Annotated in this window: 26 protein-coding genes and 2 riboswitches; of the genes, 8 read left to right on the top strand and 18 right to left on the bottom strand. The window is 51.5% G+C overall.

Translation table 11 applies throughout. The annotated features are described in order from the left end of the window. Positions 1-14: 14 nt before the first annotated feature. On the bottom strand, positions 15-1,343 hold the full coding sequence (locus tag J2Z18_RS08120; protein WP_376773064.1) for a TrkH family potassium uptake protein: 1,329 nt from the start codon (positions 1,341-1,343) through the stop codon (positions 15-17). A 75-nt stretch (positions 1,344-1,418) separates the two neighbouring features. Further along, a riboswitch (cyclic di-AMP (ydaO/yuaA leader) is annotated at positions 1,419-1,565 on the bottom strand. A 291-nt stretch (positions 1,566-1,856) separates the two neighbouring features. Between J2Z18_RS08120 and J2Z18_RS08125 the strand changes: the two genes are divergently transcribed. Beyond that, on the top strand, positions 1,857-3,545 hold the full coding sequence (locus tag J2Z18_RS08125; RefSeq protein WP_210094558.1) for a CPBP family intramembrane glutamic endopeptidase: 1,689 nt from the start codon (positions 1,857-1,859) through the stop codon (positions 3,543-3,545). On the opposite strand, the gene uvrC is transcribed toward J2Z18_RS08125, so the two are convergent. Both uvrC and trxA read right to left on the bottom strand, forming a co-directional pair. Beyond that, on the bottom strand, positions 3,517-5,631 hold the full coding sequence (gene uvrC / locus J2Z18_RS08130; RefSeq protein WP_210094559.1) for an excinuclease ABC subunit UvrC: 2,115 nt from the start codon (positions 5,629-5,631) through the stop codon (positions 3,517-3,519). The two genes, J2Z18_RS08125 and uvrC, sit on opposite strands and share 29 nt — an antisense overlap. 297 nt (positions 5,632-5,928) lie before the next feature. Next, positions 5,929-6,246, bottom strand: a complete 318-nt coding sequence (trxA, locus tag J2Z18_RS08135) for a thioredoxin (RefSeq protein WP_007132002.1) — start codon at positions 6,244-6,246, stop codon at positions 5,929-5,931. Positions 6,247-6,496: 250 nt separating this feature from the next. On the opposite strand from trxA, the gene J2Z18_RS08140 reads away from it, so the two are divergent. Next, positions 6,497-6,652 carry a hypothetical protein gene (locus tag J2Z18_RS08140; RefSeq protein WP_007132001.1) on the top strand — a complete coding sequence of 52 codons (156 nt, stop codon included), beginning with the start codon at positions 6,497-6,499 and terminating at the stop codon, positions 6,650-6,652. A 101-nt stretch (positions 6,653-6,753) separates the two neighbouring features. On the opposite strand, the gene dnaI is transcribed toward J2Z18_RS08140, so the two are convergent. The 3 genes from dnaI to J2Z18_RS08155 all read right to left on the bottom strand — a co-directional run bounded on the left by dnaI (position 6,754) and on the right by J2Z18_RS08155 (position 9,808). Then, a complete protein-coding gene (gene dnaI, locus J2Z18_RS08145; protein ID WP_210094560.1) occupies positions 6,754-7,707 on the bottom strand; it encodes a primosomal protein DnaI in 954 nt (317 codons plus the stop codon). Between the two features lie 35 nt (positions 7,708-7,742). After that, on the bottom strand, positions 7,743-9,245 hold the full coding sequence (locus tag J2Z18_RS08150; protein ID WP_210094561.1) for a replication initiation and membrane attachment family protein: 1,503 nt from the start codon (positions 9,243-9,245) through the stop codon (positions 7,743-7,745). A gap of 263 nt (positions 9,246-9,508) precedes the next feature. Next, positions 9,509-9,808, bottom strand: a complete 300-nt coding sequence (locus J2Z18_RS08155) for a YuiB family protein (RefSeq protein ID WP_007131998.1) — start codon at positions 9,806-9,808, stop codon at positions 9,509-9,511. 262 nt (positions 9,809-10,070) lie between these two features. Between J2Z18_RS08155 and hemQ the strand changes: the two genes are divergently transcribed. Further along, positions 10,071-10,820, top strand: coding sequence for a hydrogen peroxide-dependent heme synthase (hemQ, locus tag J2Z18_RS08160; protein ID WP_007131997.1), 750 nt, complete (start codon positions 10,071-10,073; stop codon positions 10,818-10,820). 368 nt (positions 10,821-11,188) lie between these two features. On the opposite strand, the gene J2Z18_RS08165 is transcribed toward hemQ, so the two are convergent. Together J2Z18_RS08165 and J2Z18_RS08170 are read right to left on the bottom strand one after the other, a co-directional pair. Beyond that, positions 11,189-11,443, bottom strand: coding sequence for a hypothetical protein (locus J2Z18_RS08165; protein ID WP_007131996.1), 255 nt, complete (start codon positions 11,441-11,443; stop codon positions 11,189-11,191). Further along, positions 11,444-12,637, bottom strand: coding sequence for an NAD(P)/FAD-dependent oxidoreductase (locus tag J2Z18_RS08170; RefSeq protein WP_210094562.1), 1,194 nt, complete (start codon positions 12,635-12,637; stop codon positions 11,444-11,446). Positions 12,638-13,117: 480 nt separating this feature from the next. On the opposite strand from J2Z18_RS08170, the gene J2Z18_RS08175 reads away from it, so the two are divergent. After that, the gene (locus tag J2Z18_RS08175; protein WP_007131994.1) at positions 13,118-14,119 is read left to right on the top strand and encodes an NAD(P)/FAD-dependent oxidoreductase; all 1,002 of its coding nucleotides are present in this window, start codon (positions 13,118-13,120) and stop codon (positions 14,117-14,119) included. A gap of 212 nt (positions 14,120-14,331) precedes the next feature. Here J2Z18_RS08175 and J2Z18_RS08180 read toward each other — a convergent pair whose 3' ends face one another. Both J2Z18_RS08180 and J2Z18_RS08185 read right to left on the bottom strand, forming a co-directional pair. Further along, complete coding sequence (locus tag J2Z18_RS08180) at positions 14,332-14,475, bottom strand: sporulation histidine kinase inhibitor Sda (protein WP_028404801.1); 144 nt, start codon at positions 14,473-14,475, stop codon at positions 14,332-14,334. A gap of 282 nt (positions 14,476-14,757) precedes the next feature. Then, positions 14,758-15,420 carry a YheC/YheD family protein gene (locus J2Z18_RS08185; protein ID WP_028404800.1) on the bottom strand — a complete coding sequence of 221 codons (663 nt, stop codon included), beginning with the start codon at positions 15,418-15,420 and terminating at the stop codon, positions 14,758-14,760. 220 nt (positions 15,421-15,640) lie between these two features. Between J2Z18_RS08185 and J2Z18_RS08190 the strand changes: the two genes are divergently transcribed. After that, entirely contained in the window at positions 15,641-15,850 is a 210-nt protein-coding gene (locus J2Z18_RS08190) for a hypothetical protein (RefSeq protein WP_028404799.1), read from the top strand. 647 nt (positions 15,851-16,497) lie between these two features. Here J2Z18_RS08190 and J2Z18_RS08195 read toward each other — a convergent pair. Continuing rightward, positions 16,498-16,710 carry a hypothetical protein gene (locus J2Z18_RS08195; RefSeq protein WP_210094563.1) on the bottom strand — a complete coding sequence of 71 codons (213 nt, stop codon included), beginning with the start codon at positions 16,708-16,710 and terminating at the stop codon, positions 16,498-16,500. Between the two features lie 190 nt (positions 16,711-16,900). After that, positions 16,901-17,260, bottom strand: a complete 360-nt coding sequence (locus J2Z18_RS08200; RefSeq protein WP_007131990.1) for a HesB/IscA family protein — start codon at positions 17,258-17,260, stop codon at positions 16,901-16,903. Between the two features lie 392 nt (positions 17,261-17,652). Here J2Z18_RS08200 and mqnE point away from each other — a divergent pair, with 392 nt between their 5' ends. Both mqnE and J2Z18_RS08210 read left to right on the top strand, forming a co-directional pair. After that, a complete protein-coding gene (gene mqnE, locus J2Z18_RS08205; RefSeq protein WP_007131989.1) occupies positions 17,653-18,759 on the top strand; it encodes an aminofutalosine synthase MqnE in 1,107 nt (368 codons plus the stop codon). A gap of 188 nt (positions 18,760-18,947) precedes the next feature. Next, positions 18,948-20,006 carry an NAD(P)/FAD-dependent oxidoreductase gene (locus J2Z18_RS08210; RefSeq protein WP_210094564.1) on the top strand — a complete coding sequence of 353 codons (1,059 nt, stop codon included), beginning with the start codon at positions 18,948-18,950 and terminating at the stop codon, positions 20,004-20,006. A 53-nt stretch (positions 20,007-20,059) separates the two neighbouring features. On the opposite strand, the gene J2Z18_RS08215 is transcribed toward J2Z18_RS08210, so the two are convergent. Continuing rightward, positions 20,060-20,311 carry a YuzB family protein gene (locus tag J2Z18_RS08215; RefSeq protein WP_210094565.1) on the bottom strand — a complete coding sequence of 84 codons (252 nt, stop codon included), beginning with the start codon at positions 20,309-20,311 and terminating at the stop codon, positions 20,060-20,062. A gap of 82 nt (positions 20,312-20,393) precedes the next feature. Between J2Z18_RS08215 and J2Z18_RS08220 the strand changes: the two genes are divergently transcribed. Next, on the top strand, positions 20,394-20,639 hold the full coding sequence (locus J2Z18_RS08220; protein WP_007131986.1) for a NifU family protein: 246 nt from the start codon (positions 20,394-20,396) through the stop codon (positions 20,637-20,639). A gap of 76 nt (positions 20,640-20,715) precedes the next feature. Here J2Z18_RS08220 and J2Z18_RS08225 read toward each other — a convergent pair whose 3' ends face one another. The 5 genes from J2Z18_RS08225 to J2Z18_RS08245 form a co-directional block, all read right to left on the bottom strand. Then, positions 20,716-21,489 carry an SDR family oxidoreductase gene (locus tag J2Z18_RS08225; protein WP_007131985.1) on the bottom strand — a complete coding sequence of 258 codons (774 nt, stop codon included), beginning with the start codon at positions 21,487-21,489 and terminating at the stop codon, positions 20,716-20,718. A gap of 285 nt (positions 21,490-21,774) precedes the next feature. Then, positions 21,775-22,617, bottom strand: a complete 843-nt coding sequence (locus J2Z18_RS08230; protein WP_007131984.1) for a MetQ/NlpA family ABC transporter substrate-binding protein — start codon at positions 22,615-22,617, stop codon at positions 21,775-21,777. Between the two features lie 65 nt (positions 22,618-22,682). Beyond that, positions 22,683-23,351, bottom strand: a complete 669-nt coding sequence (locus tag J2Z18_RS08235; RefSeq protein WP_210094593.1) for a methionine ABC transporter permease — start codon at positions 23,349-23,351, stop codon at positions 22,683-22,685. After that, on the bottom strand, positions 23,351-24,367 hold the full coding sequence (locus J2Z18_RS08240; protein WP_210094566.1) for a methionine ABC transporter ATP-binding protein: 1,017 nt from the start codon (positions 24,365-24,367) through the stop codon (positions 23,351-23,353). Before J2Z18_RS08240 ends, J2Z18_RS08235 begins: the two co-directional genes overlap by 1 nt. A gap of 112 nt (positions 24,368-24,479) precedes the next feature. After that, a riboswitch (SAM riboswitch) is annotated at positions 24,480-24,628 on the bottom strand. Between the two features lie 119 nt (positions 24,629-24,747). Beyond that, complete coding sequence (locus J2Z18_RS08245; RefSeq protein ID WP_210094567.1) at positions 24,748-25,467, bottom strand: Cthe_2314 family HEPN domain-containing protein; 720 nt, start codon at positions 25,465-25,467, stop codon at positions 24,748-24,750. Positions 25,468-25,512 lie beyond the last annotated feature (45 nt).

The following is a 25,512-nucleotide window of genomic DNA, read 5'->3' on the forward strand; positions in this document are numbered from 1 at the left end:
CTCTCCTATACTCCTTATCCAATAATCATTTTGCCTTCCGGATGACGATACAATTCTTTACCCTTTTTCGGACCGAGTGCATAAGCCAGCGTCAGCGGACCTAGACGTCCGGCAAACATCGTTAAGCTGATCAATATTTTGCCGAACACCGTCAAATCCGGCGTCAATCCCATCGACAAGCCGACGGTGCCGAAGGCCGAGGTCGTTTCGAATAGAATCTCCAGAAAATCCGCATCCTCTGTCGTGGACAGGATCATGGATACCGTCAATACGAGCAGCAGCGCAAGAAGCGCAATCGTTAACGCCTTTAAGACCCGCTCCTGAGCGAGGCGAAACCGGAATAAGACGATGTCCTCACGCCCTCTCATCATTGCGAACACGGCCCCTACCATCACCATAAAGGTTGTCGTCTTGATTCCGCCCCCGGTCGATCCCGGCGACGCTCCGATAAACATAAGTATAATAATGAAAAATTGCGTAGCTTGCCTTAGGCCGCCGATATCAATCGAATTCGCGCCCGCTGTTCGCGGACTGACCGATTGGAAGAACGAGGCGAGCACTTTACCTCCCCCGTCCAAGGAGCCCAGCGTTAACGGATTGGTGAACTCAAAAATAAATATGATGATCGCCCCGATGAAGATCAACGCCCCCGACATCGAGAGAACGACTTTGGAGTGAAGCGACAGCTTCCTTTTTTGACGGAAATCGATCAAATCGGATAATACAACGAACCCGATGCCGCCGGATATGATCAACAGCATGGATACGATGTTTACCAACGGATCATCGACATAATCCGTGAGACTATGAAAATCACCGAACAGATCGAAGCCCGCATTGTTAAACAGCGAAACGGAATGGAACACCCCAAAATAGATGGCTTTTCCAATAGGCATATCCCATGCCCAGCGCAGTGTAAACAGTACGGCAGCGCACGCCTCGAAGGTCAAGGAATAGATAAACACCCGCCGGATCAAACGAACGATCCCTTCGATGGAGGACTGATTCATCGCTTCCTGCAGAACAAGCCGGTCCTTGAGCGATATCCTCCGCTTGAATACCAGGGCGAACAGGGTTGCCATCGTCATAAACCCGAGCCCGCTGAGTTGAATGAGCAGAAGGATCACCGTATGTCCGAAAGCACTGAAGCTTGTGCCTGTATCCACGACAACAAGCCCGGTCAGACAGACGGCGGAAGCCGCCGTAAACATGGCGTCAATCCCGCTGATCGGTTCGCCGGTCCTGCTGGATACGGGCAGCATGAGCAGAATGGTATCGACCAGGATCGCCGCCGCAAAACCGAGCGCAAGGATCTGCGGAGGTGACAGCTTAAGCCACTTCATTTTTGAGTTCAAAGTTTCACCTTCTCCAAAAAAATCAAAGAAAAAAGACACTGGAAAACAGTGCCCTTCACGGTCTGGTTCCTGTGCAACAGCCTACGAGGTTAGCTGACGGATTCGGGCATTATCACAGGCCGCCCTATCCATGATCCGAAAGAGATCATGAAATTCACCCCAATTACATGGTTCCCCCGTTCTCATTACGAAATTCGGCTGGTTTATTCGGTTCCTTGAAGCATGATGTGATTATAACGCAATCCGGAAGCGAACCCAACGTCGTTTTTTTACCAAAAAGTCTTTAAATGAGCGCGAATTGGGCATATTCAAGAGTACAAGGATATGGTTCTCTAACGTTTTCGAAACCTTTCATTCATTTTCAGCGTTTTATTTCATTATTGGCCCTTTGGGATAAGCAGGGCTTGTTCTTCATATGTATGTTATATTGACTCTATGATCCGCTTTTTGCGGGGCCGGTTATTCATATCGGAAAGCACTAAAATTAAGAGGAGGAATTTCATGAACCGTGCCGAAGAGCCCCTGAAGCTGACGCCTAACCTAAAGAAGCTTATCGCACCGGCCATCATCGGTCTGATCCTGTTTCTTATATTCCAGGTACTCCCATCCACTTCCTTCGAGTCGACCGATACGCCCTATCCGCAAATCATTTCCAAGGATGAGGCTGCGCAAGCGGCGTCACGGTTCGCTCGCGAACGTTTAGGGTTTCCTGCTTCCGAAGGGCAAGACCCCCTTGTTACATACCAGTCCAACTCCGAGCTGTACGGATATTTGGCCAAGGAAAAGAAGCTAAAGGAGTATAACAAGAATTACGAAGCCAAATACCCATATGACGTATACCGCGTCCGCTTCACCTTGCCGGGTGGCGATGCGCTGAACGTGGATGTGCATATGCAGAATGCCGGCATCGCGGGATTCTCCTATGATTCCGCCCGCTCCAGTTACGACAGGATCGAGCTGAATCAAGGGGAGGTCCGGAAGCAAATGCTGCTTCTGGTTGAGGAAGGCATGACGCTGGCCGAGAAGCAGGCGCTCGCGGAGCCGTGGCTCAAGTGGGCCGGATACGATGCGACGCAGCTGCAGCTTTCTACCCGGGAAGGCGAACCTAAGCTGAGATATACCGTCACGGAAGCCGCCATCGGGGATTCGAGGCTGCAGCTGGAGTTTACCTTTGAACATGGGACACTGCGTTCCTTCGAGCCCGCGTTCTCGGTTCCGGCAGCGCATGCTGCCTATGTGAACAAGCAGACGCAGGATGCAACGCTGCTGACGCTGGTCGGGTACGGTTTGTTTACGCTTGTGCTCGGTATCCTGGCCATCGTCTACAGCGTCAAGACCAGAGCCTATACCTCGTTTAAGCGCGGTATCCTGCTGTCCGTCCTGTTGTTTGTCATCCAGATGCTGAATACGTACAACCTGGTTCCGGTCTTTAAGGCACAAGGAATGTCCGAGACCGGCATCATCGGGATGATGATCTTCTACGCCATCTACTCCCTCGTCTTCTCCGCCCTGCTCTATTTCTCGCTTGTCGGCGGAAGCGGTCTATGGCGAAAGGAAGACGGGCTTAATCCGTGGCCGCGTGCCAAGGAGCCCGGGTACGGCCGCTATGTCTTGGAAAGCATGAAGGTGGGCTATTTGTGGGCCCTCATTCTGCTCGGCATTCAGTCCTTGATCTTCATCGCGCTCGGCCTGACCTTGAACACCTGGTCCACGACCGATGCCTCGCAGTCGCCTTACAACATGCTCTATCCATGGCTGTTTCCGCTGATGGCTTGGCTGGCAGGCATTTCGGAGGAAGCGGTATACCGGCTGTTCGGCATTAGAATGGTGAAGAAAATCGTGCGCAGCACCTTTGTCGCGAGTTTGATCACCTCGATCATCTGGGCGCTAGGCCATACGCTGTATCCGATTTACCCAGTCGTATCCCGCCCGATTGAGCTGGTCATTATCGGCCTGCTGTTCAGCTATATTTTCCTGAAATACGGATATATTGCGGCCATGTTCTCGCATGTCGTCTTCAACAGCATTCTCATGGGAATCAGCCTGGTCATGCTTCAAGGGGCCCCTAATGTGCTAATCGGCCTGTTCTATATGGTGCTGCCGGCAATCGTGGCTTACGTGATCTATCGCTTGAATCCAACAAAAAAAGAGAAGCCGTATGTCACGACTCCTCATCACGAAGGGCATTGAGTATATCTGTAGCTAATTTTTCACCGATCGAAAGGGGCTTAAAGTCTTCGACTGAAGCCTCTTTTATTTTTTTGATCGAGCCGAAATGCTTCAGCAGCAGCTTCCGCCGCTTCTCGCCGATGCCCGGGATCGAGTCCAGCTTGGACGAAACCATCGATTTGCCGCGCTGCTCTCGATGGAAGGAGATCGCAAACCGGTGGACCTCATCCTGGATGCGCTGAAGCAGGTAGAACTCCTGGCTGTCCCGCGGCAGGGACACCGGCTGCGGCGGATCGCCGACCATCAGCTGCGCCGTTCTATGCTTGGCATCCTTCACAAGCCCGCAGACCGGAATAAACAGTCCCAGCTCATTCTCCAGCACATCGATCGCAGCCGATATCTGTCCCCTGCCGCCGTCGACCACGATCAGGTCCGGCAGCGGCAGATTCTCCTTCAGCACCCGCTCGTACCGTCTCCGGATGACCTCACGCATCGTCTCGTAATCATCCGGCCCCTGCACGGTGCGGATTTTGTACTTCCGGTATTCCTTCTTATCCGGTTTCCCGTTTGTAAACACGACCATCGCCGAAACCGGATTCGTTCCCTGTATGTTCGAGTTGTCAAACGCCTCGATCCGGTTCAGGGATTCGATGCCGATCACTTCGCCGAGATTGGCCGCGGCAATCGATGTCCGCTCCTCATCTCGTTCGATTAAGCGGAATTTCTCATCCAGCGCAACCTTTGCATTTTCAATCGCCATCCCGACCATCTGGCGCTTTAAGCCGCGCTGCGGCACATGGACCTTAACGCCGAGCCATTCCTGCAAGGCGGCTGCACCTCCGGCGGCGTCCACCAGGCCGGCAGCCTCCGCCCGCTCGTTCTCGGCTTTTGTCGCGGCGGCCAGACGTTCGGCCTCCTCCCCTTGCCCGGGGCTTTCCGGACCGCCGGCCGAACCTGAGCCGGACGGGTCCTCAGCGACTGCTAAGGCAGGCGATCCAGCGGTATCGCCCTCACCGGTGCCTTGGGCCGGGCCGCTCTCGTTGGAAGCAGCGGCTCGGCTGCCTGCTCCCTCCGATATCGAATCATCCTTGGCCGCGATGCTGTCTTGCGCATCGGAGTCGGCCTCCTCGATCAAGACCGGCCCCGGAAGCAGGATTTCCTGCGGCACGGCAGGGTTTTCGCTGTAGTACTGCGCGATGAAGGACATGAAATCGCTGTGCGCGTCGCCGTAGAACGGAAAGATGGATTTGTTGCGCTGCACCATTTTCCCCTGGCGCATGTACAGAATTTGCACGCACATCCAGCCCTTATCCACGGCATAACCGAATACGTCACGGTCCCGGGTATCGGTTGTGGTGATCTTCTGCTTCTCCATCAAGGTGTCGATATGGATGATCTGGTCCCTCAGCTCCTTGGCGCGTTCGAAATACAGGTCCTCTGCGGCTTCCTGCATTTTGCGCTGCAGCTCCTTCTTGATCTCTTCATGGCCGCCGCTTAGAAAGGAGGTGATTTCGCTGGTGATCTCCTCGTAGGCGGTCTTCGGCACCTCTTTCACGCATGGAGCCATGCATTGGCCCATATGATAATACAAGCACACCTCTTTCGGCATAACCCCGCATTTGCGCAAAGGATACATGCGGTCGAGCAGCTTTTTCGTCTGCTGAGCGGCATAAGCGTTCGGATACGGGCCGAAGTACTTGGCTTTATCTTTAAGCACCCGGCGCGTTACTTCGAGACGGGGATGCTCTTCGTTCGTAATTTTTAGATATGGATAGGTTTTGTCATCCTTCAGCAGAACATTATATCTTGGCTGGTGCGTCTTGATCAGGTTGCACTCCAGGATGAGCGCTTCCATATTGCTGCCCGTTACGATGTATTCGAAATCGCGGATTTCGGCCACCAGCATCTGGGTCTTGCCGTTGTGGCTGCCGGTAAAATAAGAGCGCACCCGGTTCTTCAGCACTTTGGCCTTGCCGACATAAATAATGGTTCCTTCCCGGTTCTTCATCAGGTAGCACCCGGGCTGATCGGGCAGCAGCGCCAGCTTGTGCCGGATATTCTCCAGCGCCTTCTCCTGCTCCTGCAGTTGTTTGCCGAAGTCGTCCATCTTCTTCCTCCTCTCCAAGAAGATTATATATGATTATGATGAGAATGCTGCAAAAAATCCAAAAAGCGACGTTCAATCTGCAATGTATAGGTCAACGGTTTTGTTCGTGGCGCCAAAGGCGCTCGCGGGCGGCTCGTTCACGAGGCGCTGATCGGGATCTATATATTGTACCCGGAAGCGGCAGTAATCGGATGCTGCAAAATCCTGATGATAAACCGCATAAAGCGCCTATCGGATTGTTGACCGAAGGCGCTTTATGGAAGCTTTATTGCGGTAGCGGCACTTGCTTATCAAGCATTATTGATGCTTCGCAATGATGCCTTTCAAGGCTTCTTTGGAGTTAAGCCCTACCACTTTATCGACAGGCTGGCCGTCTTTAAAGAAAATCATCGTCGGAATGCTCATAACGCCGAAGCGTGCTGCGGATTCCGGATTTTCATCCACGTTCACCTTTGCGATTTTTACATCGTCGCCGAGTTCTTGGGACAATTCGTCCAGAATCGGAGCGAGCATTTTACAAGGACCGCACCATGGGGCCCAGAAATCAACTACAACCGTTCCTTGACCTTCCACTTCGTTGGCGAAGGTTTGATCGGTAACATTAACGATAGCCATTGTATACTCCTCCTTACAGGATAATTTCAAGATATAGCGCGAATCATAATGTCGAATGCGTCGACGGTTTTAGTATACCACAAACTTTAAGAAAAAGTGAAATATACTCACCTAAAGAAAGGGGAATTCTCGGAATATTCATGCAATCTTTACAAATGATTTGGACATTGGGTATACTACTAATAATAAGTCGGGTGACCTGTCTTAGCCGTGCATACGGAATGTTCACCTTTTTGAGGAGGCAAGCACCATGGATGTAAACGTGCGCATGAACGATCCGCGGGAGCACATCAATGAAGAACCGCGCAATGATTTCAGCGATTTGATGATGGGCTTTCTTGGGATGTTCGGTTTCATGACCATCATCTTCTTCGGATTCGTCATTATCAAATTTTTGGTCGGCTAATTGACGGCTCCTTGCGCTAAGAAAAGCCTGATCCCTGTCATCGCGTCCTGTGACGCTAAAGGGATCAGGCTTTTTTACATTTCTATAGGCAGCAGCCTTGCCTAGAATTTTCCCCTCTGATTCTCGCCGTATAAATGAACGACGTCCACGAACGGTGCAATGCGGTTCATCAGCCGCTGCCCCTTATGGGCCTCTTCCCCGTCCTTGCTCGTAAAGCTTAGGTGCCGCTCGAGTCCGTCCAGCGGATAGTTCGACGTGTAGAAGGTCGGCTTGCGGTTCATCCGGTAATTCAGAATCGACCCCAGCACATGATCCCGTACCCAAGGGCTTAAATTCTCGGCGCCGATATCGTCGAAGATCAACAGATCGCAGTTCTTCATCGTCTCGACCATTTCCTTCAGCTTCGGTCCGTCCTGCATCATCGTTTTCAGATCCTCTACAAAATCAGGCATATACACGATTACGCCCGAATACCCCGCCATCGCCAGCTCATAGAGCAGATAGCCCATCAAATAAGTCTTGCCGGTGCCGAAGGATCCGGTCAAATACAATCCCCGGGGACTCAGCCCATTCTCCTTCGTCTCCTTAATATACTTGAACACCTGATGAACTCCGGGAGCTCTCAGCCGGTCCTTGGCCATAATCTCCATATGGTCATAGCCTTCATTCAGCGCTTTGTCGTCGACATAGAAGCTGCGGATCCGCTTCCGGATCTGATCCTCATTCGTTTTGGCAACCTGCAGGGAGCACGGCGTTTTCCGTTCATAAATCTCCACCGTTCCGTTGACCCGCTGAATATCCAGCTTGCTGTAGTGTCCCTGGAAATCATTCGGGCAACGGTCCAGTCCCGGACACTGCTTGCAGTTGGCCTGATCGCCGGCATACTGGTACAGCTTGCTTAAATTGATGCGCAGCACCCGGTCGTCAATCTCCGGATATTCCGCACGCATCGCCTGAATAAGCGGGTTCTTCAGCAGCTCCTCCGTAATCTCGGCCGTTCTGCGCCGCAGCGCAGAGCTCTTCATACTTTCCAGCAGCTCGCCAAGGGATTCCATCTCTCTCCCTCCTTCATCTATAGCATCTTTGGTTCTTATACGCCTTTCTTATTGCCGGCCTGCATCTCGGCAGCGAACCTCATCATCTCTTCGAATTCTTCATCCGTTACCGCCTCGCCCTTATCGGTCTCCAGCGCCACCGGAATTTCGGGCTTCGCCTGTCCGCTTCTAGCGTATGTACGCGTGCGTGTTGAGCCCTGCTTCTGCTTGCCTTTCATCTTGGCTTGGTCCCTTATATATTGAACAGCCTTCTCATAGCTGTTAACCTGCTTCAGCAGCATGTTGGAAGCGATCGCCTCCACGAAATTACGGTTGATCCGCTGCTCGCCGCCGACGGCGATCAACGACACCAAATAATGAATCAGTACGTTGATGACCTCGCCCGGCAGCTTGTAACTAAGGTCGATCTTCTCGAAAATGTCCAGGAACTGCGCGGGTACGGCCCCCGGGAAGAACGTCTGCAGCAGCCGGGTATACGGCTCATTGCGCAGCATCATATTATATTGATGAATATCGCACTTCGACTGGAACTGCGCAGGCACCTCGACGTAATACTCCATCTGCACGGCATGCTCCTCGGCAGGCTTATCCGGATCCGTATTCAATTCCTGATGCAGGGCTACCACCTTGCCGGCCGTAATCTGCCTCTTCTCCTGAAGCTTCATTCCCTGGCGGAAATGAAGGCTCGCCTTGTGCTGCAGATCGTCCAGGACAATTTCCCCGTGCTCGGTGAAGATTCCGTCCTCGTCCAGAAGACGGCACAGGTCCTGAACGCTGAGATCATACTTGCGGACCACGTAATTCACGATCCCCATCTGCTCATGATCGTAGCGGAGACGCTCCACGAACACCCGATTGCGGGACTCGCGCGGGAAGCGGAGGATAATGTCCGCATAATTGAGCCCTTCTCCCGGCGGGGTCGGCGGCAAGGCCGGCCTGGACACCGCTACCTCCTCCAGAGCCTGCTCCAATTCGTAATCGATCACATGGGTATTCAATTCGAAAATATCATAGAAGGGAACCGAAATGTTCTCCTTGTTCAGCGAAATGCCCGACCATTCATGGGGCTCCTTGCTCCACAGCTCCTCGCGGAGCGACAGTACGGCGAATTTGCCGACCTTATCGCGGAGCAGCAGTGTCAAATGCTGCGTGTTGAAAAATTCGGCAGGACTGAGCGGAGCCTGCAGCTCATACTCGTAGATGTAGTCGTCCGTCTCGGGGACGAACATCCGGCTCGTCTGCAGCAAGCCTACCGCCTCCAGCTTGGAGGTTTGCTCTATGAGATACCGGCGTCCTTTCTCACTGGGCTCCAGCCCCAGCGTCAGAAACAGCCGCCGCTGCTGTTCGATCGCCGAGTACCCGACCTTCTCGGCCGGCACATGCTGGACGAAAAGACGGTACAGACTGATCGCAAAGGCGCCTACCATCGGCTGATATATCGAGCCGAGCATCTTGTCGTCCAAGCTGCTCAAACAGAAGTCACGGTATACGCAGTAACGGTGATTCTCGGTAAAATATAAAAAATTAGTCATGCGCATCGCTGTTGCTCCCCCTGTCGCCCAAAAATAGACTTCCTCTATTCTATCACAAATCAAGGGATCGGAAGTCGGTTCTTTTGCATCAAAAATATTGGAATTCCATGCAAGCGCCTCATTCGTTCAGAGCGAATAATAAGCGGCGGCCCCCAGTATCGAAGAGCCGCCGCCATCATCCTATTCGCCTATTGCTCCTGCTTCAAATCCCTTGAAGCGGATATGCCGCATGTGCGTAAAATGTTCCTATGAAATCGCTGCTGCATGTTCTAAAACATTTTAAAGCCTTTGATCCGCAAAGTCTTGATCGTCCATCCGCTCATATAAGCGCCGATCAGTCCGGCAACGCCGGTCAGGTAATCCACCAGCTGGAATGATCCGACGTGAGTCCAAAACGGCGTCTGACTCCGATCCCACAAGCTGTATACAACGACCGGCAGAATGACGATGACAAACAAAAAGCACGGAAACCAGGTCGTCTTCATCAGCATATTAAGGATAAAGCCGATACCGAACATCATGACAAAGAATAGAATCATCAGTACAAGTACAGGAATAAATTGAAGCATGGTCGCCTTATTCACCTCTTCTTTATCGCCTACGCATAGCAGCCTATCAGGTTGCTGCTGTGCAGCAAGATACAGCAAGGCCTCAGCTTCAGCTAATAGCTAGTTTACTAAAAAAAATGTCACAGATCAACGAACAATCCGTGAATGAATTGTGACGCGTTTGCTCTGCGGACCGCGTGTACAGTACAATGTAGGGAGTTGTCATGATAGCAAGCGGTGATCCGCTCGGGAGCTATCGAACATATTGTTTAGGAGTGATCTCATGAACGAAGCTGCAATGACGCTTGAAGGCTGGTATGCCCTGCATGATTTCCGCACGATCAATTGGTCCGCCTGGAAAGCCGCGGACGATGAGGTTCGCGCCTTTGCGCTGGACGAGCTGAACGGCTTCCTTGAGGAGTGGGCTGCCGTTGACGAAGCCAAGCAGGGAAGCACCGCCGTATATACGATTGTCGGTCAGAAGGCCGATTTTGTGTTCATGCACCTGCGCGAGACGCTGGAGGAACTGAACGCGATCGAGAATGCTTTTAACAAAACAACCTTCGCTCAGTTCACAACCAAAGCCTACTCTTACGTAAGCATCGTCGAGCTGAGCAACTATTTGGCAGGCTCCTCGAACGAGGATCCGATGCAAAATCCGCATGTCGTGGCCCGCTTGAAGCCATCCCTGCCGAAAGCAAAGCATATCTGCTTCTACCCGATGAACAAAAAGCGCGATTTGTCGGACAACTGGTACATGCTGAGCATGGATGAGCGCCGATCGATGATGCAAAGCCATGGCCTGATCGGCCGCGGATATGCCGGCAAGGTGAAGCAGATCATCACCGGCTCCGTCGGCTTTGACGACTGGGAGTGGGGCGTTACCCTGTTCGCGGACGATGCGCTGCAGTTCAAGAAGCTTGTCTATGAAATGCGTTTTGATGAAGTCAGCGCACGCTTTGGCGAGTTCGGGCCGTTCTATGTCGGCAACTTGCTGGACCAAGCCTCGTTTACCGAGCTTATGAAGGTTTAAACGTCGCCATTCGCTGCAACAATTAAGAGGGTTACCCAAAAGATCTTTGATCTGGCGGGGCCCTCTTGTTGTGTTTGGGGACAATGCGAGAACTGCTTATAGTTCCCATCGCTGTCCCCACTTCAATGGGGATCCTCTATCCAACGGAGACATTCAGTCTAGGCATGTGTGTGCGCTGCAAGATTTTCCTTTGGGAAAGCCTTCGACCACCAAGCCGCTCCCTTAAACGAAAAAGGTGGAGGACAGGTGCTCTCTTCGAGCATGTCTTCCACCTTTTTTGGGATTAGAACCAAGAAAGCGATCGTCTATACTAGAATGCAGAATGAAAATCTTCATGTGCTTCGTGGCACTCCAAGACGTCATCCCTCTTACTCGTCGTCTTCCTGCTCCTGCTTACTCAGGCTTTCCAAATACTCGGCCGTCGCCCGGTCCCGGGCACGCCCCTTTTCCTTCAGTCGCTCAATGGCGGGAAGGATGAGAATATCCACTTCCTGCTGGATCGTATACGCCAGGTCGTAGCGTTCCTGCGATTCCAGATAGGAGCCGACCTCCATCAATGCATTATAGCGGTCCAGCTCCTCTCTCGTGAGCAGTCCCCGCACCTGAACGCTGCAGTGTCTCATTTACAGAAACCTTCCCTTTCTCAGGACAAGCGGAATGCCGCCGATAATAAAGAGGTATCGCAAATCCACCAGCTTCTTGAGCTGAGCGGCCTTCCAGCCCTGATATTTCTTGTCGCCGACGACGGCGATTCCTTCTCCCTTGCCGAGAGAGGCAACTGTGCCTTTGTTATGGAATTCGAACTTCCGCATCGCCTTGCCGCGGATCGAAGCCACGATATTCTGCGCACAGCAAACGCCTTGCTGCATGGCAATCTGGGCGGTAGGCGGATAAGGACGGCCTTCATCATTAAAAATCAGCGAGTTGTCGCCGATAATATAAATGTTCTCGTATCCCGGAGCCCGCAAATACTCGTCCACCTTGACGCGGCCGCGCATCGTCTCGAAGCCCGCCGCTTCAACAAGGCGGTTCCCCCGGATCCCGCCGGTCCACACAACGGTTTGGGAACGGATCTCTTCCCCGTTGTTCAGAAGGACGGCGCCAGGCAGGCACTCTTTAATGGCTACGCCGAATTTGAAGGTGACTCCCTTCTTCTCCAGCACGCGGATCGCGTAATCGACCAGCTCCGGCGCAAAGCCCGGCAGCGCGGACGGCGCAGCCTCTACGTTGTAAATGTTCACCAGCGTCGGGTCAACGTCATATTCCTTGCACAGCTTCGGAATGCGGTCAGCCAGCTCCGCGACGAATTCGATGCCGCTGAAGCCCGCGCCGCCAACGACGAAGTTAATGCGCTCCTGCGGTCTGCGTTCATTTTTATACAAAGCAAACTGATACTCGATATGCTCCCGGATCAGCCGCACCGAGTTAATGCTCCGGATCGTCATCGCATGCTCGGCAAGCCCTGGAATGCCGAACGTCTCCGGCTCGCCGCCGAGTCCGATCACGAGATAATCATAAGATAGGGTGCCATCCTCAAGAATAACCTTCTTATCATGAAGTCGGATCTCTTGAACCGAGGATTTCACCAGATCGATCTTGAATTCGTCGATCAGCTTCGAGATGGATACCCGCGTATTCTCGATGCTGTCCGTTCCTGCTGCCGGCATATGTAAATGCGTTGTTATATAATGGTAGTCATGTCGATTCACCAAAGTAACGTCGGCCTCATTATAATTCAGCTCTTTTTGCAGCCGCTGCGCTGTCAATATGCCCCCGTAACCCGCACCAAGGATTACGATCTTCGGTATGCTGCTCATTCTCCTGCTCCTTCCGGCTTGACTCTTTATATATATAGTATGGTTTACTTGTTAACATTTTGTGAAAAGCATGCAAAAAAAGAGAAGAGCCCCTCATCAGAGCCCATTTCACGATTTGACCTGACTGTGTCCGTCCATGCTCGTCCAGGCCCGAAAACCCGGGTGGATTCGGATGTTTATCCAGATGCTGTCCTATTCAGTCAACCTGCTATGAACACAAGTTATCACGTTAATAATATGCATAAAGCAAGCAAAGATCAAGTTTTTTTTGCCAGTTAATATGTAGCCCCCGCCGCATCGCATCCCCCCTCGTGTAAAGTAAGCGCAATCATCGCAAGTGTAGGTATTTTAGCTCAATTCTCGACTTTTCATGCCGGGTCGTGACGATTATAATAGTTAGGGAATTCATGAATCAGCATAATCTTAGACAATCGTCTGTCTGATTCGAATAGAACCCTAATAAACGGAGGTGCTTACCGCATGACAACGACGCCACAAGACAACAGCATGACCGACCTATTGATTATCGGCGGCGGACCTGCAGGGATGTTTGCTGCGTTTTACGGCGGGATGCGCCAAGCGTCGGTAAAGCTGATTGAGAGCATGCCTCAGCTTGGCGGCCAGCTGGCAGCGCTGTATCCTGAGAAATATATTTATGATGTGGCAGGATTCCCGAAGGTTACGGCCCAGGAGCTTGTGGACAATCTGTCCAAACAGATGGATCTGTTCAACACGGATATCCGCCTGGAGGAGAAGGTCCAGTCTGTCGAAAAGCTGGAAGAACGCCACTTTGTCGTCAAGACGAATCTCGGAGAGCACCACGCCAAGGCGGTTATCATTACGGCTGGCGTCGGCGCATTCCAGCCCCGCCGCCTGGAGATCGAGGGCGCGGAGAAATATGAGAAGAGCAATCTTCACTATTTCGTAAACGATCTAAGCCGCTTCAAAGGCAAGAAGGTGCTGATCAGCGGCGGCGGCGATTCGGCCGTAGACTGGGCGCTGATGATCGAACCGATTGCCGAGCAGGTGACGCTGGTTCACCGCCGCGACAAGTTCCGCGCGCATGAGCACAGCGTCGAGCAGCTGATGGCTTCCAAGGTGAATATCATTACTCCTACAGAGATCACTGAGCTGCACGGTGAAGATACGATCAGCAAGGTGACGCTGACCCACATCAAAACGAAGGAAACACAGGAGATCGAAGTGGATGACGTGATCGTCAATTTCGGCTTCGTTTCTTCGCTTGGACCGATTTCGGAATGGGGAATCGCGATCGAGAGCAACTCCATCGTCGTCGACTCCCGTATGGAGACGAGCATTCCCGGCATTTTCGCGGCCGGCGACATCACGACATATCCGGGCAAGGTCAAGCTGATCGCCGTCGGCTTCGGCGAGGCGCCTACCGCGATCAACAACGCGAAAGTATACATCGATCCGGAAGCAAGACTGGCTCCGGGCCACAGCAGCAACATGAAGCTTTAATCACGGCCTAAGAATCTACTATCTATGAAATTGCTGCAATAGAGCAGTGTTTAAAGCAAGAAAAAAGGTATCTTTGATCAGAAGGGATGATCCTTCCATCGAAGATACCTTTTCTATTCGGTTGATCTACATATGTAGAACCAGGTTGTTTCATCCCGCATTATACGCATGCAGCGTCGTAATCTATCTGATCTTTATACGAAAAATGTGAATTAATGCAGGATGCTGCCGGAATTGGTGTCCAAGTTCCGTTTATGAATTTCGGCCAGCAGTAGAGTAATGAACTCACGCTCTAACTTCAATTCAACAGCCATATGATAGGAATCGAGCAGCATCTCATCCGTCAACATAGCCATCCCTCTCACACCCTTCCTCAAATTTCCTGAATCTATCATATCAGACATAGAAAAACGGAACAACTGTTCGCTTATCCACAACCTTCTGTGGAAATCCTGTGTATAATTTGTTGGTAAGTGTTAAAAACGAGGTCATATCAAAGTGGATTATGGGGATAATTGTTATACACAGGATCGTGAACAACTTCCTATAAAAAAATTTAATCAATAATATATTGTTATTTTTTTATTACCCTATGAATAATTCGTATAAACGATATAATATGGAAAATTTCGTATTTATTAGGCCGGTCTTGTATTCACTTCAAGAATCCAAATCTTCCCTTCATGATCGAGTCCGTAATCGAAGCCAAGCTCACCGATCCCCGGAAATCTTGCTTCCAGAATGGCGATGCACTGCCGGGTCAGATGGCGCATTTCATTCCGCTTCTCCCAAGCATTGATGTGCGGCAGGGATAAACGAAGCGCATGACGCAGCCGGAGCAGTGATCCACCCTTGCAAATATTCGTGACAAACAGCCCCGGACTTGCAAGTCTCCCCAGCATCGCGCGGAATTCCCATCTGCCCCTTTCCTTGACCACTTTAACCCGATAATCCAGCGGACGGCCTTGAATACTGGCCAGATGAATGCCTTGTTGGATGATGTAGCGTCGTCTGAGCCTCATTCTGGACAACACATACTGCATAGATTGTTGTGTATTTACATGAACGGAACGCCTCTTATGGGTGATCAAGTAACCCGTTCCGTCTTGCAGTACCCGGATCACGCCGTTGCCTCCAGTTCCTACGATCGGCTTAATCACAACCATGCCGTGCTCATCCAGCATTGAGACCAGAGTATCCGCTGCATACGGCATCGTAGCCGGAATGTAGGGAGCAACTTGCGGATCCGTCAGCAGCGCCTCCGTTTTGAGCCACTTGCTGGCCAGCTGTCTTCCCGCCATGCTGCTTTCGCCTCCTTTTATCATGACATACGTTATCGTATTCGATCCGCCATGTATCCTCTTGGATGATTGTCCGTGACGGTATGCCTAATAATTTGGCATTATCGTGTCGTCTGTACCGGTACGCTTTCCAAATGCTGTGTTCTGTCGTATAGTAAAACCATCAGGATGTCCATAACTAATAACACATAGGGATTTTAGATCAAGGAGGATTTTCATTTTGGCTGGCTTGTTTGAAGTGTTGTACTGGATTGCCATGATTGGCATGTCGCTTGCCCTTGCAGCGGTCACGGTTGTTATCTTCGTGCTGGGCTTCAGGTTCATCAAGGATAAGCGCCGAGGCCTGGGAGCCGGCTGTATCGTCTTCTCGCTGGTCGCAGCGGCGATGGTTGTGCTGATGCTGAACGATACGTTCTTTTTTCCGGCTTGAGCGGGCAATATAAGAAAAACGTCTATCGTCGTACATTCAAAGATGACAGACCTCGTTTAGCGGTAGTTTTTCATCGCGATATCAGGAAGCTGACTCCGCGAAGTTTATACTTTTCTGCTATCTAAAAAAATGCAGCTTTTTCTTCGTCGATGAAGAAAAGCTGCATTTTTTATGGGCCATCGAAGGAATACGGTTTCTACAATAGAGCCTCCCCGTTTAGTTTCCTACCGATATAAAGGCCGAAAGAAAGTGAAATAATATTAATTACTATTGACATAATTACATAGTTCATTTCAAATACAAAAAAATGGTAATATTTCTGCTACCATATAAAAAATACTTTCGTATCTTGAATATAGCGGCCGTATTAATTGAAAGGAAGCAAGTGGTAGTACTAGTTGAACTAGAATTACTAAAACAACAATTTTGATAAAATTAAGTATTGTGACTCGCTTCTCCTTAACTCCAATCAAGAAAGGTGCAAAGAAGGATGCGAATATTCCTTAAATTACAATATTAAATTTGTGACTCACAATTTGATCAAGAATATTCTGAATGATTAAACCATTAATAAAAAAACAGATCCCAAACATTGAGAAAATAATGAAGGCATATTGCAATGAAGAAAATCTAATTTTTTTCACCACCTACTTACTATGTTCATATTTCCAAAAAAGACCTAGAGGTAGCTGGTCCCCATTTTCAGTGTCCATCACTAAAATTTCAGGGTTATTTTCCAGAAGATCTTTTAATTCTTTTGCACTTGCTGAACCATAGATTTCAGTATAACCATTAAAATCGCATTCACCCATATAATAAATAATTATCCATTTACTGTACAAAGGAGTTTTCAGAGACATTAAAAACGACCTCCATATCGGTTTATTCACCGTCATGAAGGTCGTGATCCACAATCCCAAAACGCTAATATAGGGTTGTTTTCATTCCTTGTCTCGATTGAGGACTGCGTTTTTCAGGTACAATCCGCAACCATGGCGCCATTGCTTTCGCATGGCCACATTCGACACCATTAATGGCGTAACTCCGGTTTTAGCAAGGCTCAGCGCTTGGCTTACCCGCATCTTCCCTCGTGCGGAAGGACGAGCCGCAGCCGCAAGTGACGGTAGCGTTCGGATTATGGATGGTGAATCCCCCGGTCATGCCGGATTCCTCAAAGTCGATTTCAAGACCGTTCAAATATTTCATGCTGTCCTTCTCGACAACCACCTTCATATCCTGAACGTTCATATATACATCATCTTCCGTCTCCTGGTCGTCAAAGCCCATCGCATACGAAAAACCGCTGCATCCGCCGGCCGTGACACCCAAACGAAGGAACATATTCGGTGTTTCCTGCTCAGCCAGCATCTCTTTCAAACGCTCTGCAGCTGTGTCGCTGATTGTAATCATTTAGGTCACCCTCCTTTTCGTTCACTCTTAAGTATACTCCTCTTCCCTCAATCCCTCAAGGCCGTAAATGCCCGCCGCTTCTTCCTGCGGATTCCCTTTTTCCAATTCGTCTATTTGTATTGCTACCCCGGAGGGTCAGGTTTATAATAGGGGAGGAACATGGGCGGCAACTGTCAGATTATTGTCACACTCCCGCATATCGCGTGGGAAAAAGGTTATGGCGGTCTACAGTTGTATATTTTTTCACAAAGTTTGGTTTTTATTCAGCCCTATCGTTACGTTGATGCTGTACCCTTGAGAACCGGACCGTTCCCTGCGGGGAGTGATTACTTAATGATCATTTCAGCTGCCGGATTTCACGGAAGCTGAAGTGTGAACAGGAGGATGGAAGTATGTCCACAATCATAACACCATTTACCGATCGGAGAATGGCTGAGATCGTTGAGAAGGTACGGAGCGGCGAGCGCCTCAACCTCGAAGACGGCGTGTACCTGTACCAGACGGACGACCTGCTGACCCTCGGGCAGCTGGCCAATGAAGCGAATCTACGCAAGAACGGCAAGAAAGTATATTTTATCGAGAACATGAGCCTTTACTTTACGAACGTGTGTGAATCCCGCTGCGCGTTCTGCAATTTCAGAAAGGATCAGGGCGAGGAAGGCTCCTATACGCTGTCCGGTCCCGAGATGATCGAATACGTTGAACAGCATATCCACCCGGGCATCCGTGAATTCCATATCGTCGGCGGACATAATAATCATGTGCCGTTCCAATATTATGTCGATTCCCTCAAAGCGCTGAACGAGCGTTTCCCTGATGTAACCCTGAAGGCCTACACGGCAGCCGAGATCGAGTTCTTCACCCGCATCAGCGGTCTGAGCACGAAGGAAGTGCTGGAAGAGCTCATGAAGGCGGGCCTCAAATCCCTCACCGGCGGCGGAGCCGAGATCCTGTCCGACCAGTACCGTCAGAAAATGAAGGTGGACAAAGCCAATGTCGACCAGTACCTTGAAGTCCACCGCACCGCCCACCAGCTCGGCATGAAGACCCATACCACCATGCTGTACGGGGCGATCGAGAGCCATGAGGACCGGATCCGGCACATGATGCAGATTCGGGATCTGCAGGATGAAACCGGCGGCTTCCTTGTCTTCATTCCATTGTCTATGCAGCCGAAGAGTAAAAATGCCGGCATCATGCGCCGCAACTCTGCCTACGAGGATCTGAAGACCATTGCGATCAGCCGGCTGATGCTGGATAACATCGATCACATCAAGGCTTATTTCATCAATATCGGCCCGCAGTTGACCCAGGTATCGCTCAGCTTCGGCGCTTCGGACGTGCACGGCACGATTCTGAAGGAACGGATCAGCCATGCTGCAGGGGCGCTGACGCCGGAAGGCCTTACGCGCAAAGAGCTCGTATGGCTCATTCAAGGCGCAGGCCGCATCCCCGTTGAACGGGACACGTTTTATAACGAGATCAAGGTTTACGAATAAACGATCGATCAGCCTAATCCCCAACCTTCTGGAGACTTCGGCACCCGCATCAGCGTTCGAAATAACGGAAAACAGGTTAAAGAGATATTATAGTGTGGGGATTCCTAGCCGCTTCTAGCGGCGTTTTTCTTGCGACTGGCACTTACGAACAATCTCTCATTCTTATCTCTTGAGAAAGGAAGAATTTTATGAACAAGCTCGTCATTCTCGGCGGAGGCTATGGTGGTCTTGCCTTAATTCAGGAATTATTCAGCGGCTATCTTCCCCCGGACGTGGAGGTCGTGCTCATCGACCGCATGCCTTACCAAGGACTGAAGACCGAATACTACGCGCTGGCAGCCGGCACGGTGGCCGATACCGCCGTTCGTGTCAAGTTCCCGGTTTATGACCGGCTTCAGATCCTGTATGGTGAAGTCACATCGATTGATCTTGAGAACCGGCGCGTGAACATATTGGACCAGGATCCCGTGGAATACGATCAGCTCGCCATTGCGCTTGGCTGCACGGATCGTTACCACGGAGTACCGGGCGCGGAGGAGTATACCTACAGCCTGCAGTCGTTCGCCGCGACCCGGGAAACCTATCTGCGGCTGAACAATTTGAAGCCGTACAGCCAGGTTCATATCATCGGCGGAGGCTTAAGCGGAATCGAGCTCGCGGCCGATCTTCGCGAAAGCCGTCCTGACCTCAATATCGCCATCCTGGACCGGGGACAGCGGGTGCTTTCTTCTTTTCCTAACCGGTTGTCCGCTTATATTCATCGCTGGTTCGAGGAGCATCATGTCGAGATCCATAGCGGGGTCTCGGTATCCAGAGTGGAGAAGGACGCCGTCTATAATCTCGATACGCCGATCGCCACCGATCTGGCTGTATGGACGGCAGGCATCCAGCCTGTAAAAGTGGTGCAGGACCTCGATCTGCCAAAAGACCGCAGCGGACGCGTGCTGCTGAACCAGTATTATCAGGTACCTTCCCATCCGGAGGTATATGTCATCGGCGACTGCGCGAGCCTTCCGTTCGTACCGAGCGCCCAGGCTGCCGGCGCCCAGGCGGAACAAGTCGGCCACGTCTTAAAGGCATTATGGCGCGATGATGTGCCGAAGGTATCGCCGTTGAAGCTGAAGGGAACCCTCGGCTCTCTCGGCAAGCATGCGGGCTTCGGACTGATGGGCAATACTTCGGTCATCGGACGCGTGCCGCGGATTTTGAAGAGCGGCGTGCTCTGGAAATCCAAGCGCCACTACTAGGCGAATCATAGATTCAGCGATCCCGCTTCATTAAAGTGGATAGGGAGCCCGATTCAATCTTCGGGCTCCCTCCCTTCCGCCAAAGCTTCGAGCCGGCGGCATATCTTGTCATACAGCTCCTCCGCCGTGGGCGCTTCCACCCAGTCGCCGTCCACATACGCAAAGGGCATCAAATAGCATTGACCGCAGCTGGTCAGACAGCCGTACTCGATCACCTGGCAGTCGTATTGACCTTCCAGCTTCTTCAATGCTTGATCCGTTCCGAAATAGGAGTTGCTTGTGCAAAATTCAATATAGATGGTCATCGGTCACAGCCCCTCCTTAAGATTGGCATTTTAATTTGCCGGTTTATGTACTATAATATAGGGAGGAAAGGAGTTGAACAAGATGAGCGATAACACGCAAACCACTGTATACGATGAAGTGGCTGAAGTGCTTGATAAGCTTCGTCCGTTCCTGCAGCGCGATGGCGGTGACGTGGAATTGGTCGACGTTGAAGACGGCATCGTTAAGCTGAAATTGATGGGTGCATGCGGCAGCTGCCCAAGCTCCACCATCACCTTGAAGGCAGGGATTGAACGCGCCCTGGTTGAGGAAGTAGAAGGCATTCAAGAAGTAGTGCAAGTATTTTAATCTTGTGTTTAGTATAAGAGTCTTGGCTCCCCTCGGGATCCAAGACTCTTTTTTGTGGCGGTATGGTATGGCGTGCTTATTCCGGCTTGATCAAAGGACGAATCGGATCCAGCCCGCCGGATATATCCATAATGTTGCCTGTAATGAAGTCCGATTTATCCATGCACAGATATTCAATCACTCTTGCAATATCCTCGCCGCTGCCCGAGCGTCCCCGCGGCGTCATGCCGTCATGGATGCCGGCCACCTCGTCGATCGTCTTCTCCTTGTTCGCCCCGCGGATGTCGCCAGGGCAGATCATGTTGACGGTAATTCCGTAGGGTGCCTCTTCGACCGCCAAGGATTTCGTGAAGGATACGAGCCCCACCTTGGCCGCCGCATAAGCGGCACGCTGGGGCCAAGCGCGCGCTTCCCCGGCATGGCCGAAGCCGAAATGGATAATCCGTCCCCATCGCTTCTCCCTCATCGCCGGCAGCACCCGGTGGTCAAGCAGCATGACGCCGGTCAGGTTGCCGTTCACCATATGTACGATTTCATCCCGGCTGTATTCCGAGAACAGGCGCCTTTCCCGGATGAAAGGACCCGCGTTGTTAACCAGGATATCCACGGTGCCGAGCTCGCGTTCCGTCTGATCAACTAGGGAATACAGCTCGGACTCGTCTGCAATATTGGCCTTTACCACGATGGATTTAACGCCGAAGCTCTCAATTTCGCGGGAGAGCGCCTCCGCTTCATTCTTGCTGTTGACATAATTTATAACAATACTGCATCCCTGCCGTGCTAACGACAGCGCAGTCATTTTTCCGAGTCCTGTCGCACTGCCGGTAATCAGCGCCACTTTTCCCTTCAATGGTTTCCCTCCTTCGAGTATCGCCTTCCTTCAGTATAAAAGATTTGCTGTTTCCCCACAACTTGAGGACAGACCGGAATCCTGCAAGATATGAGCGGCCATTTTCTTTCCTCAAAAGAAAAGAAAGGAGCTCCCGATTAGCTGCACAAGCCGCAGCATGGTCGGGATGCCCCTTTCATACGAAAAGTTCGTTGTATTCAGTAGATCCTTCTGTCCGGAGTTAACCGGTCTAACCGTAATCCGGGCCGGATCCGCTTCCGTAGGCATCCTGCCTACATCTGCACATTAGAATGCCGGGATAACGGCTCCTTTGTATTCCTGTTCAATAAAAGTCTTCACATCTTCCGAAGTCAGCGCCTTCGCCAGCTTCTGGATAGCTTCCGAATCCTTGTTGTCCGGGCGAGCTACCAGCAGGTTCGCGTAAGGGTTATCCTTGTCTTCGATAAACAGCGCGTCCTTCGTTGGGTCAAGGCCGGCTTCCAATGCATAGTTCGTGTTGATGACAGCAAGATCAAGCTCATCCAGCATGCGAGGCAGCATGGCAGCTTCCACTTCTTTGAACTCCAAGTTTTTCGGATTTTCCGTAATATCCTTCGCGGTCGCTTCCAGCTTGGTTTCGTCCGCCAGCTTGATAACGCCGTTCTTGGACAGCAGGGTCAGCGCACGGCCCGCGTTGGACGGATCGTTCGGAATGGCGACCACGGCGCCGTCCTTCAGCTCGTCGACCGACTTGATCGTTCTGGAATAAGCGCCAAGCGGCTCAACGTGTACGGCGATAACGGACTCCAGCTTCAATCCGCGTTCCTTGATCTCGTTATCGAGATACGGCTTATGCTGGAAGAAGTTCGCGTCGATCTCCTTGGAGTCGACCTTCGTATTCGGCAGCACGTAATCGGTGAATTCGACAATTTCCAGATTCACGCCTTCTTTTTCAAGCGCAGGTTTGATATGCTCAAGAATCTTTGCATGCGGTGCCGGCGAAGCCCCCACCTTAATGGTTACCTTCTCTTGTCCCGCAGCGCCGTTTGTATCCGCAGGCTCCGATGCGTTATCCGCAGGCTTGCTGCCGCAAGCAGCCAGCACCGCGACCAAAGTCAGACTAATGAATGCCAATACCCATTTTTTCATCCTAAAACTCTCCCTCCGAAAATAGTTTATCTATATGATGTCTTCCTTGTTGCTCCAGCAATCCGTTATTTTCTTGTAAAATGACGCACCAGCCGGTCTCCCGCCATCTGCAGGAGCTGCACCAGCACAATCATCAAGACAACGGCCAAAATCATAATCTCCGTCTCATAACGGTAGTAACCGTACTTGATCGCCAAATCCCCCAAACCGCCGCCGCCAACCTGGCCGGACATCGCGGTATACGATACGAGTGTCACGATCGTGATCGTCATGCCTGCCAGCAAGCCCGGGCGGGCTTCCGGCAGCAGCACTCTCCACACGATCTGGCTGGTCGATGAGCCCATGGCGTGGGCGGCTTCGATGACGCCTTTATCCACTTCGTTCAGCGCCGTCTCCACAAGTCTCGCGAAGAACGGCGCCGCTCCGACGACAAGCGGAGGAATGGTCCCGAGCACGCCGTACGATACCCCGACGATCGACTTCGTAATCGGAATCATGGCTACGATCAGAATGATGAATGGAACCGACCGCAGAATGTTCACGATGAACGACAGGATGGAATAGCCGAAGCGAACGAAGCCTGACGTTGATCTGGCAGCCATATACAGAAGCACCCCGATCGGGAGGCCGATGATGAAGCTGAACAAGGCCGAAGCGCCCAGCATGCGCAGCGTATCCAGCGTGGCCGTGCCAATCTCATTCCAATCCACCTGAGAAAAATCCAGTCCGAGCATCAATGAATCACCTCCACGTCTAATCCTTGATCCAGCAGTCTGCGGATCGTGTCTTCAATCGCGCCCTTGCTGCCTTCAAACCGTACGATCAGCTGCCCGTATGGCGTTTCCTTGATCGTTGAGATAGTCCCTTGCAGGATCGCAAAGTTAACCCCGGTCTCATGGACCGTATGCGACAAGATCGACTCGTACGTCTTCGACCCGAGGAACGTGATCTGCACCGCCTGCGAGGAGCTCCCGTCTTGACCTTGAAGCGCTAGTCGCAATGCATCGCCGTTGTCCATCTCCTGACGGATGAACTCCCGCGTAACCTCGTGCTTCGGCTTCAGGAACACTTCCGTCACCGGACCTTGCTCCACAATGCCGCCTTGGTGAATGACCGCCACTCTGTCGCAAATGCTCTGGATGACATGCATCTCATGCGTGATCAGCACAATCGTCAGGTTAAACTTCTTGTTAATATCCAGCAGCAGCCGCAGGATCGAATCCGTCGTCTGAGGGTCCAAGGCCGAGGTGGCCTCGTCGCAGAGCAGCACCTCCGGGTCGCTTGCAAGCGCCCTGGCGATTCCTACCCGCTGCTTCTGGCCGCCCGACAGCTGGGACGGGTATTTGTCCCGATGCTCCGCAAGACCGACCAAATTCAGAAGCTCGCTTACCTTGCGCTCGATGTCCGCCTTCGAAGTCTTGATCAGACGAAGCGGAAAGGCGATGTTGTCATAGACCGTTGCAGAGGACAGCAGATTGAAATGCTGAAAGATCATGCCGATCTTCCGCCGCTCCGCCTGCAGCTGCTTCTTTCCGAGGCTCGTCAGGTTGACGCCGCCTACCCACACCTCGCCGGACGTCGGACGTTCCAGCAAATTCATGCAGCGGATGAGCGTGCTCTTGCCTGCCCCGGAATGTCCGATGACACCGAATATTTCTCCTTTTTCAATCGACAAATTCAATCCGGACAATGCTGTGGTCATTCGGCCGGCTTTTCCGTACTGCTTCGTCAATTGCTTCAGTTCAATCAAACCGTGATCCCCCTTTTTTCGTGCTAACGTTTCATATCTATTTACCCGCAAAAGAAAAGAGCCACTTTTTGCAGAATCAAAAAGGGCTCTCTTTACATAAAGTCGACGCCTTTTCTCATCTGTCAAAGCAGCCTATACGTCGCGCTGCTTTGAAGGAATTAGCACCATGTCACTCCATTTGCGTTCATTGCACTTGCAATCAACGCTGGAGCCGGTTGCCGGGCTTCATCGGGCCTGTCCCTCCGCCTCTCTCGATAAGAAAACTCGATATGAAATTTTTTCGTTATATTGATGTGTTTTTCAAATCATATTCATGAATGCAATTGTTAGTATAGTTTTTTTTCGCCCTTTTGTCAAAAGGAATTTCATGGTCGGCTGCATCAAGCCCGGATCCCGTTCTTCGCCCACATTTGGTTCGTATACCGGTAGGATGCTCTCAGGCTTTGGCACACCATTTCAAGCCCTTGCTCCAGCTCATCCAGGTGCGACCCGATATCCTCCAGCTCGATCCGCTCCGACAGTCCCTGATGGCGCTGCCACAGGTCGTCCTGCATTTCCGAATTCATGTAGTGAATCTCGGTGTTGCGCCGTTTCCGCAGCTTGTTCATCGGAGTTTTATAGCGCTCCTTGATCGCCTCCAGCTCTGCGGACAGCTCGCCGTGCGCCTTCAGGAACTTGAACTGGCGAAGCACGGTAAAGTAGGAGAAATGCTCCTTCACCTTCGAGGTGTTCAGATCGTACAGATCGTTCAGCACCGTTCCCAGCTTGTCAAGGATTGAGAATACGCGAATAAATCCGTTCTTATAAAAATAAACATAGCGCCGGTATTCCCCTTGCTCCTCGATCGACATGTCATCCACATATCCCGAATTGACCGATCGGCTGAAATGCTTCGCTGCATTCCAGCTCTGCTCCAGTTCATCGAGCGACACGATTAAACCGCGCGTCCATATTTCAAGCTTGCGAAAGTCATGCGTCGGGTCTTCATTTTTTTCCATTTCCTTCTTCAGCAGCTGGCTCGTCTTGACCATCGATTCAATCGCTTCTTCAAGCAGCCCGTTATTCTGCCGCGGTTGTTCCCCAAGCAACAAACGAAGCATGGGCCGCACCTCCTACGTCAAAATGTCCCTGATTCCCTCTAGGAT

The sequence above is a fragment of the Paenibacillus lactis genome (assembly GCF_017873605.1).
GTDB classification, from domain to species: Bacteria; Bacillota; Bacilli; order Paenibacillales; family Paenibacillaceae; genus Paenibacillus_AQ; species Paenibacillus_AQ lactis.

Coding starts and splice junctions, on each gene's coding strand:
- J2Z18_RS08120 (WP_376773064.1), bottom strand. CDS start 1,343: ATGAAGTGGCTTAAGCTGTCACCTCCGCAGATCCTTGCGCTCGGTTTT.
- J2Z18_RS08125 (WP_210094558.1), top strand. CDS start 1,857: ATGAACCGTGCCGAAGAGCCCCTGAAGCTGACGCCTAACCTAAAGAAG.
- uvrC (WP_210094559.1), bottom strand. CDS start 5,631: ATGGACGACTTCGGCAAACAACTGCAGGAGCAGGAGAAGGCGCTGGAG.
- trxA (WP_007132002.1), bottom strand. CDS start 6,246: ATGGCTATCGTTAATGTTACCGATCAAACCTTCGCCAACGAAGTGGAA.
- J2Z18_RS08140 (WP_007132001.1), top strand. CDS start 6,497: ATGGATGTAAACGTGCGCATGAACGATCCGCGGGAGCACATCAATGAA.
- dnaI (WP_210094560.1), bottom strand. CDS start 7,707: ATGGAATCCCTTGGCGAGCTGCTGGAAAGTATGAAGAGCTCTGCGCTG.
- J2Z18_RS08150 (WP_210094561.1), bottom strand. CDS start 9,245: ATGCGCATGACTAATTTTTTATATTTTACCGAGAATCACCGTTACTGC.
- J2Z18_RS08155 (WP_007131998.1), bottom strand. CDS start 9,808: ATGCTTCAATTTATTCCTGTACTTGTACTGATGATTCTATTCTTTGTC.
- hemQ (WP_007131997.1), top strand. CDS start 10,071: ATGAACGAAGCTGCAATGACGCTTGAAGGCTGGTATGCCCTGCATGAT.
- J2Z18_RS08165 (WP_007131996.1), bottom strand. CDS start 11,443: ATGAGACACTGCAGCGTTCAGGTGCGGGGACTGCTCACGAGAGAGGAG.
- J2Z18_RS08170 (WP_210094562.1), bottom strand. CDS start 12,637: ATGAGCAGCATACCGAAGATCGTAATCCTTGGTGCGGGTTACGGGGGC.
- J2Z18_RS08175 (WP_007131994.1), top strand. CDS start 13,118: ATGACAACGACGCCACAAGACAACAGCATGACCGACCTATTGATTATC.
- J2Z18_RS08180 (WP_028404801.1), bottom strand. CDS start 14,475: ATGGCTATGTTGACGGATGAGATGCTGCTCGATTCCTATCATATGGCT.
- J2Z18_RS08185 (WP_028404800.1), bottom strand. CDS start 15,420: ATGGCGGGAAGACAGCTGGCCAGCAAGTGGCTCAAAACGGAGGCGCTG.
- J2Z18_RS08195 (WP_210094563.1), bottom strand. CDS start 16,710: ATGTCTCTGAAAACTCCTTTGTACAGTAAATGGATAATTATTTATTAT.
- J2Z18_RS08200 (WP_007131990.1), bottom strand. CDS start 17,260: ATGATTACAATCAGCGACACAGCTGCAGAGCGTTTGAAAGAGATGCTG.
- mqnE (WP_007131989.1), top strand. CDS start 17,653: ATGTCCACAATCATAACACCATTTACCGATCGGAGAATGGCTGAGATC.
- J2Z18_RS08210 (WP_210094564.1), top strand. CDS start 18,948: ATGAACAAGCTCGTCATTCTCGGCGGAGGCTATGGTGGTCTTGCCTTA.
- J2Z18_RS08215 (WP_210094565.1), bottom strand. CDS start 20,311: ATGACCATCTATATTGAATTTTGCACAAGCAACTCCTATTTCGGAACG.
- J2Z18_RS08220 (WP_007131986.1), top strand. CDS start 20,394: ATGAGCGATAACACGCAAACCACTGTATACGATGAAGTGGCTGAAGTG.
- J2Z18_RS08230 (WP_007131984.1), bottom strand. CDS start 22,617: ATGAAAAAATGGGTATTGGCATTCATTAGTCTGACTTTGGTCGCGGTG.
- J2Z18_RS08235 (WP_210094593.1), bottom strand. CDS start 23,351: ATGCTCGGACTGGATTTTTCTCAGGTGGATTGGAATGAGATTGGCACG.
- J2Z18_RS08245 (WP_210094567.1), bottom strand. CDS start 25,467: ATGCTTCGTTTGTTGCTTGGGGAACAACCGCGGCAGAATAACGGGCTG.